We start from the raw sequence: 16,949 nt of genomic DNA on the forward strand, positions 1-16,949 counted from the left end.
TATTGACCTTCTTCCCGGTGTTCACGAAGCCCGCGCGACAGGATGATCCGGCGCGATCAAACGCTCGATCAACGCCGCGGCATGCTGTGGGCGGTGGAACAGGTATCCTTGGCCGAAGTCGAGGCCCATTTCGTGCAGCGTCCGGCATTCATCCTCGGTCTCGATGCCTTCGGCAATGACAGTGCAGCCCATCTTGTGGGATAGCGTCGTGATGCTTTCCACCAGCGTGCGGCTCTTTTCGCGGACATCATCGTTCATGTCGTTGATCGACTGGGTGAACGACTGGTCGACCTTGATGATGTCGACCGGAAAGCGATTGAGATAGCTGAGTGACGAATAGCCGGTACCGAAGTCATCGAGGGCAATTCTGCAGCCGAAGCGGCGCATCTCGGTGACGACAGTGTGGATTTGCGGATTGTTATGCATCAATACCGCCTCGGTTATCTCCACGACGATACGCTGGGGGCGAATGCCGTGGCGGCCAAGCAGTGCAGCCAGACGTGCGGGCAGGGCGTCTTCGAACTGCAAAGGAGAGAAGTTGATGGCGAGATAGCTATCCTGCATGCCCGGCAACCTGGAAATAGCGGCAAGATGAGTGATCGCCTTATCCATGATGACGTTGCCGACGCGAATAATCTTCGCTGTTTCCTCGGCGACATGGATGATTTCCGCCGGTGCCATCAAGCCCTTTTGCGGATGGTTGAGACGCATCAGGGCCTCGAAACCCGCGATGCTGCGGCCGTTTAGATTGACGATCGGCTGCAGGTAGGCGTCGAACCAGTCCTCGGCGAGGCCGGCCTCGATACAGGTCTCGATTTCGGCGCGGGCTCGCGTGCGGTCCATCATGCTGTGGTCGAAGAACTGCGCACCGTTCTTGCCGTCACGCTTCTTTGCGTACATGGCCATGTCGGATTTCTGCAGCAACTCGGATGCGTTGGCGGCATGGCGCGGGTAAATGGCGATACCGACGCTGGCGCTCATATGCAGGTCCGGACCGAACGGCTCGATGAAGATGGAGGCAATCTGCTCGGCCATCGCGCTTGCCCGGCGGGCGCCATCCTTCGCCGGGAGAAGGATCGCGAATTCGTCGCCGCCAAGGCGGGCCGCTTGATCGGATGGTGCCAGGTGCATCTTCAACCGGCCGACAAACTCCCGAAGGGCCCTGTCGCCCTCGGCGTGGCCGAGATTGTCGTTGATCCATTTGAAGCGATCGAGGTCGATGAACAGGCAGGCGAGTTCCTGGCCTGCAGCATCCGCCTCCTGAATTTTTGTGTCGAGCACCGACTCGAACCCCTGACGGTTCAAAAGCCCGGTCAGATGGTCCCTGATGGCCTGCTGGTGATTGCGTGCCTCGGAGGCTTTGAGCTCGGTCACATCGGTCATGACCGACAGCGAGAGCCGATCATAACCGGCGGTCGCCGCCGTCGATTCCAGGATGAGCACATCCATAATGTTACCGTCGGCGCAGATGAATTTGACCGTGACATCGACTGCCGGGCCGCCCTCGAGATCGTTCTTGCGCTTGAGGAACGCTTCGCGTGTATCTGCAGTCACGAGGTCGGCGAACCGGCAACCGATCACGTGCGGTCGGTCGTAGCCGGTCGCGACGAGCCAGTAGTCGCTGACGGCGGTAATGCGATCGTCCTCGTCAAGGGAGAAAAGCATGGCGGGGGTAAGGTCGTAGATATCGACGGCACGGCGATGCGCGAGCTTCAATTCGCGCTCCTCGCTTTCGAGCTTCGACTGCATCTCGTTGAAGCCACGCGCGAGGCGGCCCATCTCGTCGTTCGACTGCCAGTTCACGTGTTGGCGCGATCCGAGCTGGCGCGTGGCCTCGACCGCCGCCGTCAAGCGCATCAGCGGCCGGATGATGAAGATACGATTGCCGATCAAGGCAGCGCTGAAGACCGCAAGCACCGCGAAGATGAAGATCGACATGAAGACGACTTCTTCGTGCTTCAGGCCCGAGAAGAGACCGAGCGCCGGATAGAACACGGAAATGGTGCCGAGATTTTTCGGGCCGTCGATCGTGTTGTATATGATCGCGCGCGATACCTGGACGAGATCGCCCCTGAACGACTTCGGTATGGTAGACTGGGTGACGTCAAGCTGCCCCGACTGGTCACGGACCTGAACTTTGACAATGGCGCTCTGTGAAACGATCGTCGCGCTGATCTGGGTTACGCTGTCGTCGTCAAGGTCCCAGAGCGGCTTTGCGAGCGCCTGAGAATTGGCGACAAGAAGAACCGAGATGTGGTCACGGATTTCCTTGTCTGCACGCTCAGAGGAAAGAAAAAGAAAAAGGACGAACAGTGGGGCGACGAAGAGCAGCAGTGCTCCGCAAATAATTGCCAAAAAACGATTTTCAACGGAATTGTTCATTGTTCCGTTTGCTCCCAGCCGCACTGTCCATCCACGATTTTCTACGCCCGTGGGTCTTAAAAACGTACCGGCATGGTTTCACGAAATGTATTAAATGTTGCTGAAACGAGCTCCCTGGGGCCAATGAAAAGGGCCCGCTTTGCGAAGAAAGCGGGCCCTATGCTTTACAAATTATGGAAGCGATCAGGCTTCTGCTTCGCCTTCTTCTTCAACCGTTTCGTCAACGCCGCCAGCCGGGGCGATGATCGTTGCGATCGTGAAGTCGCGGTCGGCAATAACCGGCGCCACGCCCTTCGGCATGGTGAGGTCGGAGATATGGATGCTGTCGCCGATCTTCTTGCCGTTGAGGTCAACGTTGAAGAATTCCGGGATCGCATCGGCCGGGCAATGAACTTCGATTTCGTGACGAACGATGTTCAGCACGCCGCCAGCCTTGAGACCCTGGGACTTCTCTTCGTTGATGAAGTGAACCGGGATTTCAACGGTAACCTGCGTGTTGCCGGAAACGCGCAGGAAGTCCACGTGCATCGTGAAGTCGCGGACCGGATCGAGCTGGTAGTCCTTCGGCAGAACCTTGTACTTCTTGCCGTCGACTTCGATGGTCGCAATGGTGGTCATGAAACCACCTGCGTGAATGCGCTTCGTCACCTCGTTGGTGCTGAGAGCGATAGAAATGGGGGCCTGCTTGTCACCATAGATGACAGCGGGAATCAAACCGTTGCGGCGAAGTTCACGGGCGGACCCCTTACCAACCCGTTCGCGCGCCTCGGCCTTGAGCTCGTAGCTTTCGTGGCTCATGACTTTTCCTTCCGAGGTTATTTGGAGAGCCCCGCGCACGCCTATGCTTGCCGCGGAACTGGAGGCGGGTTACCCCATCCTCATCCGCGTTGCCTCCAAGGGTGTCTGCGCGGACGCGTGCGCTATAGTATAGATGTGACGGAAAGGCAAGCTGGTGCCTCATCGGCAACGGCCACAGTTCAAAACAAGCTCCTGGCGAGCGAGGTCGTTCGAACCAGTCCGGAAGTTGAAGCAGATCGCGAAAGCTTAACCATATAGCCGGATTTCCAGCGCGATTAAGTAATACAAAATGTCGGCGTTGCTATGACGGCCAAAACGCAACCTGGTCCCTCCGATGCCTCGTCTTCTTACCTGCATTGTTGCCGAACACAGCTGGCCGCATCTGATCTTCGCAACCGTAATCTGCCTGCTTGGATCGCTGCTTACCGTGCGGCTTTTCTCGCGGGTTCGGCGCACGCATGGACTACAGAGATTCAATTGGCTTTTTCTGTCGGGCTTCGTCGGCGGCGCAACGATTTGGACGACGCACTTCATTGCCATGCTTGGCTTCCACGCGCCGACGCTTAGCGGTTATGAGCCGGATTTGACGCTGCTGTCGCTATTCATCGGCGTCGCCTCTTCAATGATCGGCTTTACGGTCGCGTCGATGCGTAGCCAGGATGCGCTGGTCGAGGCGGGCGGTGCAATCGTCGGCCTTGGCGTCGCGGCCATGCACTATGTCGGCATCGCTGGCTACAAGGTGGCTGGTGATATTCAATGGAATAGCGCCTACGTCGTCATCTCGCTGGTTGCTGCAGCCGGTTTCGGCGCACTCATGGCAAGCCAGGTCGGGCGGCCGACGACGCGCTTCAGTCCGGTCGGCGCGGCCCTGCCGCTGATCCTTGCAATCGTTTCTACGCATTTCCTTGGTATGGCGGGCATGACGATCGTGCCGGATGCGGCAATCGCCGCTCCGCGCGAAATTCTCTCCGTAGGGGTGATGACGAGCCTGGTCGGTGCGGTGATGATTATCATCCTGCTGCTCGGCGCTTCCACCTACATCATCGACATGCAATCGACGGAAGCAGCTGTCGCCCGCTACCGCCATCTCTCCCTTCATGATCCACTGACGAACCTAGCAAACCGGTCGGCGCTGAACGAACATCTGGCCGTGGCGATCAAGAGCACGCGTGAAATCGGCTGGAACATCGCCGTGCTTTGCTTCGATCTCGATCGCTTCAAGGAAATCAACGACGTGCACGGCCATGCCGCCGGCGACGCCGTGCTGCGGGCCATCGGCGAGCGGTTGACGAAGCTCATGCAGAAGGGACAGTTTGCAGCGCGGGTTGGTGGTGACGAGTTCGTGGTCGTGATGCGCGATCACGTTGGCCGCTGCGAGGCCAGAAGCCTAGCGCAACGCCTGCTCGACGAGATCGTACTGCCGGTGGAGTGGAACGGCCAGTCGCTCACCGTCGGATCCAGCATCGGTGTTTCGAGCTTCCCAGACCGGGCACGAACCGTCGATGACCTGCTTTCGCAGGCCGATGTCGCCATGTACCGCGCCAAAACGACGGCGGGCAATAGCATTTGCATTTATGATCCTTCGATGGACGAGGCAGCGCGCGAACGAAGTGCGCTTGCGATCGAGATGCGGGAAGGGCTGAAGAACGGAGAATTTGAACTGTTCTATCAGCAGCAGAACGATACCATGACACGGGAGGTGTTAGGCTTCGAAGCGCTGTTGCGCTGGAAACATCCGACACGGGGCTATATCTCGCCGGCCGAATTCATCCCGATTTCTGAAAAGACGGGCTTCATCATGGAGCTTGGTGAATGGGTGCTGCGCACCGCCTGCATCGAAGCTGCCAGCTGGAAAAACCCGTTGAACATTGCTGTCAACGTGGCAGCGCAGCAACTCGCCGATAGCCGCCTGCCGCAGATCGTTAAGCAGATCCTGATGGAGACCGGGCTGCCCGCACCGCGCCTCGAGCTCGAGATCACCGAGTCCGGCATTATTGCCGACCACGGGCACGCGCTGAATGCCATCCGGCGGCTGAAGACGTTGGGCGTCAAGGTGGCAATGGATGATTACGGCACTGGCTATTCCTCGCTGTCGACACTCCAGAGCTTCCCGTTCGATAAGATCAAGATCGATCGTGCCTTCGTCGACGGCGTCGTCACCAACAAGCAGTCTGCTGCAATCGTTCGCTCGACGCTCATTCTTGCGCAGAGCCTTGATATTCCGGTCCTCGCCGAGGGCGTGGAGCGGGAGGAGCATATCGATTTCCTTCGCCGCGAAGGTTGCCTTCAGGTGCAGGGCTTCCTTTTCGGAAAGCCGATGCCGCGCCCCGACATCGAGGCCTTCGTCAATGCCGACGGAGCAGGTGTAGACGAGTACGCCGATCGCGCGTCAGTTGCGGTAAAGACCGACGCGGCGGCCTGACTGCGGCGTTGCAAGACAGCTTGACATCCGCCGCCCAGAAACCTCACATGCTCGCAAAACGTAAGCGGCAGAGGAATTCAGGTATGCGGTTCAAACTCATTGCGGCAACGAGCACGATCGCGATCGCCCTGGCATCGGGCGCCTGCGGTGCCGAGATCAACCAGGCAGGTGCGAAACAAGTCGAAGAAAGCCTGACGAAGCTGCTGCCGAGGAGCGTGGCGAAAGACCGCGTCGTGACGGTCAATCCGGCAGGGACTCGCTACGAAATAATCTATGATTTGGCGAAGCTCCTGAAGAAGCTCGATCCGGGCAGTCTGACAATCACCGGGTTGACGCCGTGGTCGATGTTCGCGACGCCACTCGATACCGGTCTGTGGAGCGTGGAGGGGAACAACTCCCTCAATGTCTCCGGCAGCTTCAAGGCGCCGGGGCAACCGAAGGCGGATTTTACCTACGCCATCGACGCGTTCGTGGTCAGCGGCATGTTCGACCCGGCGATCAGCTATTTCCGCTCGGGTGACTTCTCCACGAAGGCCGTGAACTTTTCGTCGAAGTCCGAAGCCGAGGAGCTCAATGCCGGCTTTGACGGCATGAAGTACAAGGTGGCCTCATCGGAGGGGGCTGCGGCCGGCACAACGAACTTCGCCACCAGTGGCTCGGCGACGGGATTTATCGAAAGGATCAAAAGCGGCGAGGTGCCCCCGGTCGAAATTCGCGCGGATGCATTTGATTTCGCGGCGGCAGTAAACGGCCTGCCTGCCAACAAGGTTCGTGACATCATCTTGTTCGTGATCGACCATGCCGACGAAAAGAAGCTTGCTGCGTCCGACAGCAACAAGTTGAAGGCGATGCTTCGTGATGCCTTCCCGTTACTCACGAGTTTCAACGAAACGATTGGCCTCAATAATCTGACGGTATCGAGCGCTGCGGGGAGCGGTGGTGCGAAGAACGTCGGTTATGAGGTCACCCTCGACGGTCCGACCGATGCCACGCGGTTCGGGATCGGTGTGACGGCGGAACAGATCAGCTTCGCGAGCCCTGTCGTTCCTGCGGCCTATTCGGCTTTCCTGCCACGGGAATTGCAGCTGAAGTTCGCCATTGCCGACATGGATTTTGCGGCCTTCGGCGACGAGTTTCTCAAAGTTGATTTCACAGGCGGCGCCGCATCGGAGGACAGCGGCAAGAAGGCGGCCGAGCGGCTCTTCAAGGGCGGCGAGCTGGTGATGGATTTCCCAAAAATCAGCGCGGTTTCAAGCGTCTACGATGCTGAGGTTTCCGGAAAGATCCGGGGGCGGATCGACTCGTCCAAGGACTATTCCATGGACGCGACGGTTCTGGCCCGTGATCTCGACAAGACGATCGCCGCCGTTCAGGAGCTTGCGAAGACCAATGCCGATCTCAATCAAGTATCGTTTGGCCTGATGATGGCCAAAGGCTTTGCAAAGACTGATCCCGATGGGCGCCAACGCTGGGATATCAGCGTTGCGAAAAACGGATCCGTCACCATCAATGGCCAGGTCATCAAGGGCGCCGACTGAGCGTCAAGCATGGGCGGGTCTTGCGAGTGACCCGCGGCAGGTCCATGCTGTCTGCCCAGCGTCAGCTCCAGATGAGGGGCGGTAGGCGTTCGAGAGGCAGGCCGATGAATTGTGGCGCCTGTGGCTTTTTGATCGAAAGCGGTTTTGCGTTCTGCCCAAAGTGCGGCGCAAGACAACCCGTTACGTGTGCCTCCTGTGGAGCGCCATGCCAGCCTGATTTCGCGTTTTGCCCGAAGTGCGGAAACGCCCTCGGTCGGGCTGAGAGTACCGCGGCCCCAACAGAAGCCCCGCCGCCGGTCACGCCGCCCTCGCCATTGGACGATGTCGCCGACCGGCGTCCACTGACGGTTCTATTTGCTGACCTCTGTGGCTTTACCGCTCTCAGCGAGAGAACCGACCCCGAATTGATGCGCTCTCTGCAGAACGAGCTGTTCGAAGAATTGACGCGGGCGGTGGAAGCTTATGGCGGCTTTGTCGACAAGTTTGTCGGCGACGCGCTGCTTGCGTTGTTCGGCGCGCCGACAGCGCATGAGGATGATCCCGATCGCGCGCTTTGCGCAGCGCTTGACATGATCGCCGGCGCAGACCGTCTTGGCGCCAAATGGCTGGATCTGGCCGGCGGTGATCCGCTGCAGCTGCATGTCGGCATCAACACCGGACCGGTGGTCAGCGGTGGTTTTGGCGCGGCGGCGGCACGGTCCTATTCAGTGACCGGTGACACGGTGAACACGGCCCAGCGACTGCAAACCATGGCGGGACCAGGAGAGGTTCTCGTTGGGCCGGTCACCTGGCGCCTGACGCGGCATGCTTTCGCCTTCGAAAATCTAGGCTCGTTGACGCTTCGAGGGAAGACCGGCAATGTGCAGGTGCATCGCCTCCTCGGGCGGATGGAGACGCCCCATGCGGCGCGCGGGCTGGAAAGCCTTGGATTACACGCCGAACTCATCGGGCGTGATGCGGAACTGTCGCGGATGTCCGATTGTCTGGATTTTGCCTGTGGTGGCAGTGCGCAACTCGTTCAGCTCATCGGCGAGGCAGGGATCGGCAAGTCACGGTTGGTCAAGGAGTTCCTGAAGACGGTCACCGAGGGAGGGGCACATCGTGACGTTGTTGTGCGCCGCGCCGTCTGTTCGCCACTCGGTGAGCAGTCCTACGGCACGCTCGCATCCGTTCTGCGTAGCGCGTACGGGATAGCCGAGCGGGAAACCGCGGCACGGACGGCGGAACTCTTGGCATCGGGATTGATCGACCTTGGCTTTAGCGAAACCGAAGTTTCGGGTTTGACACCGCTCCTGTCTTACGTCCTTGGCCTTGGCGATCCGGATGGAGCGCTGCGGCATGTCGAGCCGGAGCAGCTGCGGCGGCAGATCTTTTACGCAACGCGCACACTCTTCGAGCGACGTCTGTCGCTCAGTCCGCTGCTGCTCGTCGTGGAGGATCTTCATTGGGCGGATGCTGCCTCCATCGAGGCGCTTCGCTTCGTGCTGGACAGGCTGGAGCGAACGCGCCTGATGATGCTGACGACGGGGCGCTCGGTTGCTGAGGGCGAAGGCCTGGAATCGAGCCGGATCAATCGTACGCTCATGCGGCTCGCGCCACTTTCGCTTCAGGACGGTGAGGCGCTGCTCGATCAGTTCTTTGGCGCGGACAGTTGCGTGCCAGCCAAAACGCGCTCACGAATTCTCGTAAGAGCGGGCGGCAACCCCTTGTTCATGGAGGAAATCGTTCGGGCCCTGATCGAGACGGGCGTGCTGCGTTGCGAGGATGGATGTTGGAGTGTCGCCGGGGGTGAGATGGGAACCGAGATACCGATGAGCCTGCAGGCGATGCTGCTTGCGCGCGTCGACCGTCTGCCGCCCGATGCCAAGCGTTTGGTCCAGGAGGCAGCCGTGATCGGGCCGCGCTTCGATATGGCGCTTCTTCGTGCCGTAGCATCGGATACGGCGCGCGTTGAGCATGGGCTGGACTATCTTTGCCAAGCCGAGATCGTCGAGGAAGCGCCTGGCAGCGCTTCGACAAATGCGATCGCTTATCACTTTCCACAACAGCTGTTGCACGATGCCATTTATGGCAATCTCTTGCTCCAGCGTCGCAAGCAGCTACACGCACGCATCGGCGCGGCGATCGAGCGGATGCACCATGGCATTCCAACCCGGCTTGAGGACATTGCACAACTCGGCCGTCACTACTGCCGGGCCGACGATGCGGCCAAAGGTGCTCAATATCTCATGGCCGCGGGTGATCTAGCCCGCAAGACCTATGCGAACGATGATGCAATGCGCCTCTATCGCGAGGCTCTTGCGGCGATTTCGGATAAGCCGCAGGCCAGCTCGGAATTGCTTGCCCTTTATGAGCGGTTCGCCGACCTCTGTGGCCCCGCGGGGGAGCGGGATACGGCACGTGAACATTATGGGCGCGCCCTGACGACCTTGAGAAAAGTTGGTGATCAGCCAGGGGCAGCGCGGATACTGCGCAAGCTCGGCCGTCTCAATCTGGCAGCCGGCAGATGCGATCTTGCGGACGCAGATTATGCACAGGCTGCTTCGCTTTTAAGCGAGAGTGTGGCACCCATAGAGCTTGCGCATCTGCTGCAGGAGCGCGGACATCTTGCCTTCCGCATGGGGGATCAAAGTGCAGCGGCACGCTGGGCCGACGATGCGCTATCCTGCATCGACACGGCCGCTATCGACAACGCCGAGTCCGCTGGCTCAGAAGCAGCACAAGTGCGTGCGGAGGCATTGAACACCAAGGGCGTAGCGCTGGCGCGGCTGGGGCGGCATCGCGAGGCCGTGCGCGAAGTCGAGCGAAGTCTGGAGGTTGCCGAAGCAGCGGGATTGCTCAGTGCTGCCTGCCGCGCCTATTCCAATCTTGGAGTCCTCTATACCATCGTCGATCCCGCGCATGCCATGGATGTGTGCCGCAAAGGCCTCGACGTTGCCAAGCGCATCTCCGATCTGGGCTTTCAGGCTCGTCTTTTCGCCAATCTCGCTGTTGCCTGCTGCACCTTCACGGACAATTGCGCCAAGGAGGGTGTTCCGGCCGCCGAGAGGGCGATCGAGATCGACCGGGCGTTGGACCAGCGCGATCATCTGGCGGTGCCTCTCATCGTGCTCGGACAGATCCATCAATGTCACGGCAAGCCGGATCTCGCCTGGACCTATTACGAGGAAGCGCTTCAGCTCGCGCGCGAAATCGGCGAACCACAGCTTCTCTTTCCATGCTATGATGGACTTGCGACGTTGAACCTTGAAAAGGACGAGATGGCCGAGGCCGAGCGATATTTTTCACTCGCCCAAGACGTTTGCGTCAGGCATGGGCTGGATCCCGACGCACTCGTCGTTCTGCCCTTCCTGGATTGATTCAATGCCGGCAGGTAAAGTGCTGAGTTTTCGCGATTTTGTTCTTCTGCTCGGCCTTCCGCCGATGCGCAAGCGAGGGAGGGTGTTATGCCCGAAAGTCAAAGCGAAAGACCGTTGCAACCCGGCGATCGCGCGCCGAACGTCGTTCTCGATGCAATCACGCGCCAGGGCAAGATATCAATCGACGACTTCCGGGGGCAGAAGCCCGTGCTGGTCGGTCTGTTTCGCGGGCTCCATTGCCCATTCTGCCGCCGGCAAATCGCCTCGATGGCGAGCCTCGCCGGCGATCTCCAGCAAAAGGGCGTCGAGAGCCTGACGATCGTCAACACCCCGATCGATCGGGCGCGCCTTTATTTCCGCTATCATCCGTTGCCCAATCTGGTAGCGGCGTCCGATCCTGATCGCATATCGCATCGCGCCTTCGGGCTTCCGAATCTCGAATTCACGCAGTCGGAAACGGTTTGGCCTTACAAGGTCAGCCTCGACACGCTCACCTCCATGCGTGTCACCATGCCCGAACTGCCTCAACCGATGGCTCCACTCGCAGCTGTCGAATACCTCGATAATGCCGATGGCTACGAATTCACTGATGATGACAAACGCATGATCGCAACGGGTGAGGGCCAGCTGGTCGGAGAATTCCTGCTCGACCGCGATGGCGTCGTCAGATGGTGTTTCACCGAGGTCGCCGACGACGGGCGCCATATGTTCGGCGTCCCAGCGCCCGAGGAGGTCATGTCGGCGGCATCGAACGTTGCCGCCTAAGCTGCGTCGCGAGCGTCCGGGTTGGATTGCCATGACCCTGGCCTTGACCGCAGACTAGCCGGTATTCGCGGGTTTACATGCCACCGGGTCGCGGCGGGGATGAGGGAGGCCGCGGGCGGATTGTTATACCGGGCTCTCGGCGGCACTGTCCGCGACTGATGACCGTGAAGTTGGCGGCGCGCGCCTGGCAAGCATTGCTGAAGGTTTGGACGCGTGGCCCACGCTGGCCGCAGACCGGGGCATATTCCATGGTGCACATCTGCGGCGGCCCGGCCGGGCGGGGAGGCGGCGGTGGGCGCGAGCGCGAATAACTGGGCCCGACGTCGACGGCGCAAGCGGAAAGAAGCGGGATAAGCGCAAGCAAAGCGAGCTTTCGCGGCGACAGGAACCCGGCGAGCGTCATAATTCTTCCCCTGCGGCTGGATTTCTTGCTAAATCCTAGCGCAAGTTGCATTTATGGGGAAGTTCAAACCTCAGCGGTCGTCAAGAATTTCGCAGCAGTTCAGTCGAACAGACTGGAAACCGACTCTTCCTGGCTCGTGCGGTTAATTGCCTCGCCGATCAGGCTCGCAGTGCTCACAACGCGGATGTTGTGGGCGGATTGAACGGCCGTCGTCGGTTGAATCGAGTCGGTGATGACAAGTTCGCGCAACTTGGAGGAGGTGATGCGTGTAACCGCGCCGCCGGAGAGAACGCCGTGGGTAATGTAGGCTGTCACGCTTGCAGCGCCCTTTGCAAGAAGCGCATCGGCGGCGTTGCAGAGCGTGCCGCCGGAATCGACGATATCGTCGATCAGCAGGCAATCCTTGCCTTCGACTTCGCCGATGATGTTCATGACTTCGGATTCACCCGGGCGGTCGCGGCGCTTGTCCACGATCGCCAGCAGACAGTCGAGTCGTTTGGCGAGCGCGCGGGCGCGAACGACGCCGCCGACGTCAGGCGAAACGACCATGACGTTGCTGATGTCGTAGTTGGCCTTGATATCGCGGGTCAGGACCGGGATAGCATAGAGGTTATCCGTCGGAATATCGAAGAAGCCCTGAATCTGACCTGCATGCAAATCGAGGGTCAGCACGCGATCGGCGCCGGCCTCCGTAATGAGGTTCGCCACCAGCTTGGCCGAGATCGGCGTACGCCCAGAGGCGCGGCGATCCTGACGGGCATAACCGAAATAGGGAAGAACGGCGGTGATACGGCGTGCCGACGAGCGGCGCATCGCATCGATCATGATCAGCAATTCCATGAGGTGATCGTTCGTCGGGAAAGACGTCGACTGAACGACGAATACGTCCTCGCCGCGGACGTTTTCCTGGACTTCGACGAAGATTTCCTGGTCGGCAAATCTTCTAACGCTGGCTTTGCCCAAGGGCACATTGAGATAGCTGCAGATCGCTTCGGCGAGATGCCGGTTCGAATTGCCTGCGAAAACCTTCATCTTGGTCCGCCCATTGACTGCTGATAGCCGCGCTTTTTAGCCAGCTTGCTCCTGAATGCAAGGGCTAAGGCGCCATCCCCGCTCATATTTCTGAAAAGCTTGTGGCTTAACCGCCACGAGCATCACGCCATGTTGAGAACTCAGTGATGGTTTTCGAAGCGATTTGCTGCATGACCGAGGCAGGAACGGCAGCCCAAGGGTCCTGCGCGTCGGAGGGCACGCTTTCCTGTCCCTGGATGCGGTGCAGGCGCGCCCCGCCGCCATCGAGAACGTCCCAGACGTAGACCACGGTTACCTTGCCACTGTCGGAAAAGGCGGAAAGATATCCCTTCAGGATGTAGGCGCTGGAGCTGTCGTTCGAACTCTTTATCGAAAGTCCGTGCGAGCGGGCCTCGTCCCCGAGTTGGCGCGAAAGTGGTGTGACCGCCTGGACCGGTGCGCCGATGATCGGCAGGAAGCGGACGGTGGTGCCGTGTGCTGCGGCTGAAGGTGAGCCGGTATTTAGCATGGCAGTCTGGCTTTGCTGCCGAGGCGGCTCACGCGGGGTTGTCTCCACCATGTCTTCTTCTTCGGCCTGGGCGTTGGAAACCGGTTCAGATAGCGCCGCGGCTTTTATCGGCGCAGAGGCCGCAGGCGAGGGCGTGTTGCTCTGCAAGGCCAAGGCTTGGGCTTCCATGGTGGTGGGCGGGGCGCCCGACCCCTGGCGGTAGCCGGTCTGGTTGTAGGCGGGATGGTACCCGGTCGATCTCTGTTCAGAGGCGAAAGCCTGCCGGCGCGACGTGCCCGCCATGCGCTCCACCTCGCCTTGTGTCACAGGCGATGAGCGCATGTTTGTGGAGGAATTGCCGATGTCGACCAGGGGGACCAGGGCGTCGGTGGTATTGCAGGCGGATAGGACAAAGCAGGCAAGGAGCATCGGCGCAGTCGCAACTCGCGTCATCCCTCGTTACATCCTTCCCTGTGCCGGCCCCTTTGACTTTATGAAGGCCGGCGCCGGTCTGTGTCAATTCCGGATTCTTGCCAGCAATGATCTGCGTCTAATAAAAGAGGCCAAATTTGAGCGGCAAACCGCCAAGACTTCGGCATGCAGCTCTAGACGTTGATGAAGTCCAAAGAGTGCCGGGAAAGGGCGCGTGGCGCGTCGTCAGTCGTCAGATAGGTCTGCCCGAGGGTCATCGCCGTCCCAGTGTCGGAATCCATGATGATCATGTGCACGAAGAGCGACATGTTTGGCTCGATCGGCTGCGGATTGCCGACATGGAACATCTGATGCTCCATCCAGGATGGCGAGAACCGCGCGCCGAGCGAATGGCCACAAGCATTGAGTCGATGGCGGGACAGACCGCGCTCGTCCATGATTTTTGCGTGCATGTCAAAAACATCGCCGAAACTGTGGTCCGGCTTCAGCACGGTCTCGATCGCCTGGATCGTCTCGTAGCAGGCGTTGTAGAGCTCGCGGTGCCGATAGCTCGGTTCGCCGATGACGATCGTACGCATCATTGCCGCATGGTAGTGCGCGAAGGCGCCTGCCCATTGGAGCGTCAGCTGATCTTGCGCATCGAGCTTGCGCCGTCCGGCCTTGTAGCGGCACAAAAGGGCATCTTGGCCGGAGCCGATGATGAATTCGTTCGCGGGGTAGTCGCCGCCGCCGGCAAAGACGGCGCCCTGCATGGCTGCTAGAACATCCGCCTCGTCAGCGCCAGGTCTCGTCAGTGCGAGTGCCTGATCGAGCGCCTCATCGGCGAGCACCGCCGCGCGTTCGACATGGGCAACCTCGGCCAAGCTCTTGATCAGCCTCAAGCGACTGACGAGATAGGATGCGTCGACGATCTGGGCGAAGGACGTCAACTGCGCATCAAGCATCCGGGCGATGCGGCCGGTCATGCCGTGTGTATCATACTCAACGCCGATCCTGGCACCGAGCAGGTCCATCTCGACCAATAGATTGCGGAGGTCGATGGTCGGATCGGCGTTCACGCGGTCGACCCAGATGTGGACGTTCTCCAAGATGGAGGTGTGCTTGGCCTGACGCAGATCGGCGGAGCGGGTGAGTAGGGCCATCGTTCCGTCGGACTTGACGACAAGTGTCTGGAAGAAGCAGTAGCCGAAGGTATCGTATCCTGTCAGCCAATACATGCTTTCCTGCGCAAAGAGGAGCAGGGCGTCCAGCTTCTCCTCGCGCATCTTGTCTGTCAGGCGCGCGAGGCGGACGGTGAACTCGGATCTGTCGAAATGCAGGGCCATGCCACTTAAGTCTCCCTGATAGCGATTGCAGAAATCTGTCTGCCGTAATCCGGTTCATTCTTATGTGTGGTCCGGCGATAAGAGAAGAAGCGCTCTGTGTCGGGATAAGTGCAAAGCCCGAGGCTCTCCGCCCGGACGCCGGCCGCGCGCAACCGATCGACGGTCAGGGCCGGCAGGTCAAACATCGCGTGTCCCGGCTTTTTGGAGGACACGAAGTAACGCTGGTAGGATGGATCCTGCCTGACAAAGCGTTCGACGAATTCCGGGCCGACCTCATAGCTTGCCTGGCTGATCGATGGCCCGAGGCAAGCAACGATTGCCTCTCGTTTCGCGCCAAGCCGGACCATGGCGTCAATCGTGTTCTCCAGCACGCCGGCAAGCGCGCCTTTCCAACCGGCATGAGCGGCGCCGATAACACCATTGTCCGGATCGGCGAACAGGATCGGTCCACAATCGGCTGCCAACACACCGAGCGCTATGCCGGGGGCTGCTGTCACCATCGCATCCGCAGCCGGCCGGGACCCGTCATAGTCCTTTCCGACAACGACCACATCAGGCGAGTGGACCTGGTGTACCGTGGCGAGACGGGTGACAGGCAGCGCAAACCAGCCTGCAACGCGACGCCGGTTCTCCTGAACCTTTTCACGGTCGTCGTTCGAGCCAAGGCCGACGTTCAGCCCGCGATAGATGCCATCCGAAACGCCGCCCTGTCGGGTGAAGTAGCCATGGACAATCGCGTCACCGGCTACCTTTTGCAGCAGCGCGCTTTGGATCGGTGCCGGAGATGCTGCTTGTGTCATCAAAATTTCCGAGATTGCTTGAATTTGGTTACACGCCATTTCGTGTGGCGCAACCTGGTCGATTGCCCAGGGATGTTGGCTCAGTGGCGCGCGCGCTGTCAATCCACTGAACGGAAGGGCATCAAATCCACGGCGGGATGGGAGACCGCCAGGACCTTGAAGAGTTCGCCCATGCGCCCTTCACCTTCGCCAGCCAGTCGATCGACTGCCGTCTGGATAATTTGCCGCGTATGTGCTTCCCGGTCCCGGCCGAGGGCGGCGGCTCGATCGAGAATGCCGAGACCGACAAGAAAGTCGCCTTGGTAAAGCAGGCCGTTGACGTGGACACCGGCTGAAGTGGCGGCTTGCGCCAGTGCCTGGAAATCGACATGACTCGTGAGGTCGGCCTCGCCCGGATGCGCCAGCGGCGGATCATATTCATGCATGCGCACCGCCTGCAGCGTATCGCCGTACCCACTGACGAGATGTCCGTAGTCGATGACGACAGCGCTTCCGCCAAACGCCTTCAGCCGATCGCAGATCGCGAGCATCACCGACTGGCGAGCCGGCGAGACTTCGAGCAGCGTTCCTGGCAGCACGTCGTTTGCCGGCAAGGGAAGAAGGCCTGGATCGATCCCTGCAACACCGACGCCGAAGGTCAGTCCACCATCGGCGTCGATGCCTACCATGCGCTCACGGAAGCCCGTCGCCGTCTTGATGAACTGACGGATCGGAATGGCATCGAACAATTCGTTCGCCGCCAAAAGCGAAAATCCCGGCGGCACTTCATCGAAACCCTGATGCCAGCTGATCTTGTTGCCATAGGACGCCAGCGCTTCCTGCTGGATGTCGCGCAGGCGCTCGCTTGTTTCGACAAGGTGTACCGTCATGTCCTCGAAAAGGGGTGGCGCGATACGGGAAATGACGCGCAGCATATCTGCCATCATGGTGCCGCGACCGGGGCCGATCTCGACAAGGCGAACGCCTGCCGGTGTTCTATGTCGCTGCCAGGCGTGAACGATGAAGACGCCGATCATCTCGCCAAAAAGCTGGCTCACCTCGGGTGCCGTCACGAAGTCGCCGGAGCTTCCGAAAGGCTCACGTGTCTTGTAATACCCATGCTCGGGATCGGCGAGGCACAGCGAGAAGTAGTCCGTGACGCTAATCGGGCCGTTCGCCTGAATGATAGCCTTGATCTTCTCACCGAGCGCGGTGCTCATGGATCCC

At 60.0% G+C, this 16,949-nt stretch carries 12 protein-coding genes; 4 read left to right on the forward strand and 8 right to left on the reverse strand.

Going from position 1 to position 16,949, the window contains the following annotated elements; genetic code table 11:
- Positions 1 to 21: 21 nt before the first annotated feature.
- Positions 22 to 2,382, reverse strand: coding sequence for an EAL domain-containing protein (locus BN77_RS16950; protein ID WP_007534086.1), 2,361 nt, complete (start codon positions 2,380 to 2,382; stop codon positions 22 to 24).
- A gap of 183 nt (positions 2,383 to 2,565) precedes the next feature.
- The gene (locus BN77_RS16955) at positions 2,566 to 3,180 is read right to left on the reverse strand and encodes a 50S ribosomal protein L25/general stress protein Ctc (protein WP_007534088.1); all 615 of its coding nucleotides are present in this window, start codon (positions 3,178 to 3,180) and stop codon (positions 2,566 to 2,568) included.
- Positions 3,181 to 3,514: 334 nt separating this feature from the next.
- On the opposite strand from BN77_RS16955, the gene BN77_RS16960 reads away from it, so the two are divergent.
- The 4 genes from BN77_RS16960 (at position 3,515) to BN77_RS16975 (ending at position 11,264) form a co-directional block, all read left to right on the forward strand.
- The gene (locus tag BN77_RS16960) at positions 3,515 to 5,602 is read left to right on the forward strand and encodes a putative bifunctional diguanylate cyclase/phosphodiesterase (protein WP_007534090.1); all 2,088 of its coding nucleotides are present in this window, start codon (positions 3,515 to 3,517) and stop codon (positions 5,600 to 5,602) included.
- 83 nt (positions 5,603 to 5,685) lie between these two features.
- Entirely contained in the window at positions 5,686 to 7,140 is a 1,455-nt protein-coding gene (locus BN77_RS16965; RefSeq protein ID WP_007534092.1) for a hypothetical protein, read from the forward strand.
- Positions 7,141 to 7,244: 104 nt separating this feature from the next.
- The gene (locus BN77_RS16970) at positions 7,245 to 10,499 is read left to right on the forward strand and encodes an adenylate/guanylate cyclase domain-containing protein (protein ID WP_040677315.1); all 3,255 of its coding nucleotides are present in this window, start codon (positions 7,245 to 7,247) and stop codon (positions 10,497 to 10,499) included.
- 87 nt (positions 10,500 to 10,586) lie between these two features.
- A complete protein-coding gene (locus BN77_RS16975; protein ID WP_007534097.1) occupies positions 10,587 to 11,264 on the forward strand; it encodes a peroxiredoxin-like family protein in 678 nt (225 codons plus the stop codon).
- A gap of 73 nt (positions 11,265 to 11,337) precedes the next feature.
- On the opposite strand, the gene BN77_RS35670 is transcribed toward BN77_RS16975, so the two are convergent.
- The 6 genes from BN77_RS35670 to BN77_RS17000 all read right to left on the reverse strand — a co-directional run bounded on the left by BN77_RS35670 (position 11,338) and on the right by BN77_RS17000 (position 16,942).
- Positions 11,338 to 11,718, reverse strand: a complete 381-nt coding sequence (locus tag BN77_RS35670; protein WP_341872159.1) for a Kazal-type serine protease inhibitor family protein — start codon at positions 11,716 to 11,718, stop codon at positions 11,338 to 11,340.
- A 48-nt stretch (positions 11,719 to 11,766) separates the two neighbouring features.
- On the reverse strand, positions 11,767 to 12,699 hold the full coding sequence (locus BN77_RS16980) for a ribose-phosphate pyrophosphokinase (RefSeq protein WP_007534099.1): 933 nt from the start codon (positions 12,697 to 12,699) through the stop codon (positions 11,767 to 11,769).
- Positions 12,700 to 12,805: 106 nt separating this feature from the next.
- On the reverse strand, positions 12,806 to 13,639 hold the full coding sequence (locus tag BN77_RS16985; RefSeq protein ID WP_007534101.1) for a hypothetical protein: 834 nt from the start codon (positions 13,637 to 13,639) through the stop codon (positions 12,806 to 12,808).
- A gap of 152 nt (positions 13,640 to 13,791) precedes the next feature.
- The gene (locus BN77_RS16990; RefSeq protein WP_007534104.1) at positions 13,792 to 14,943 is read right to left on the reverse strand and encodes a M24 family metallopeptidase; all 1,152 of its coding nucleotides are present in this window, start codon (positions 14,941 to 14,943) and stop codon (positions 13,792 to 13,794) included.
- Positions 14,944 to 14,948: 5 nt separating this feature from the next.
- The gene (gene pgeF, locus BN77_RS16995; protein WP_007534106.1) at positions 14,949 to 15,743 is read right to left on the reverse strand and encodes a peptidoglycan editing factor PgeF; all 795 of its coding nucleotides are present in this window, start codon (positions 15,741 to 15,743) and stop codon (positions 14,949 to 14,951) included.
- A gap of 98 nt (positions 15,744 to 15,841) precedes the next feature.
- Positions 15,842 to 16,942, reverse strand: a complete 1,101-nt coding sequence (locus BN77_RS17000) for a class I SAM-dependent methyltransferase (protein WP_007534108.1) — start codon at positions 16,940 to 16,942, stop codon at positions 15,842 to 15,844.
- Positions 16,943 to 16,949: the final 7 nt, after the last annotated feature.

It is taken from the genome of Rhizobium mesoamericanum STM3625 (assembly GCF_000312665.1).
Classification (GTDB): Bacteria; Pseudomonadota; Alphaproteobacteria; order Rhizobiales; family Rhizobiaceae; genus Rhizobium; species Rhizobium mesoamericanum.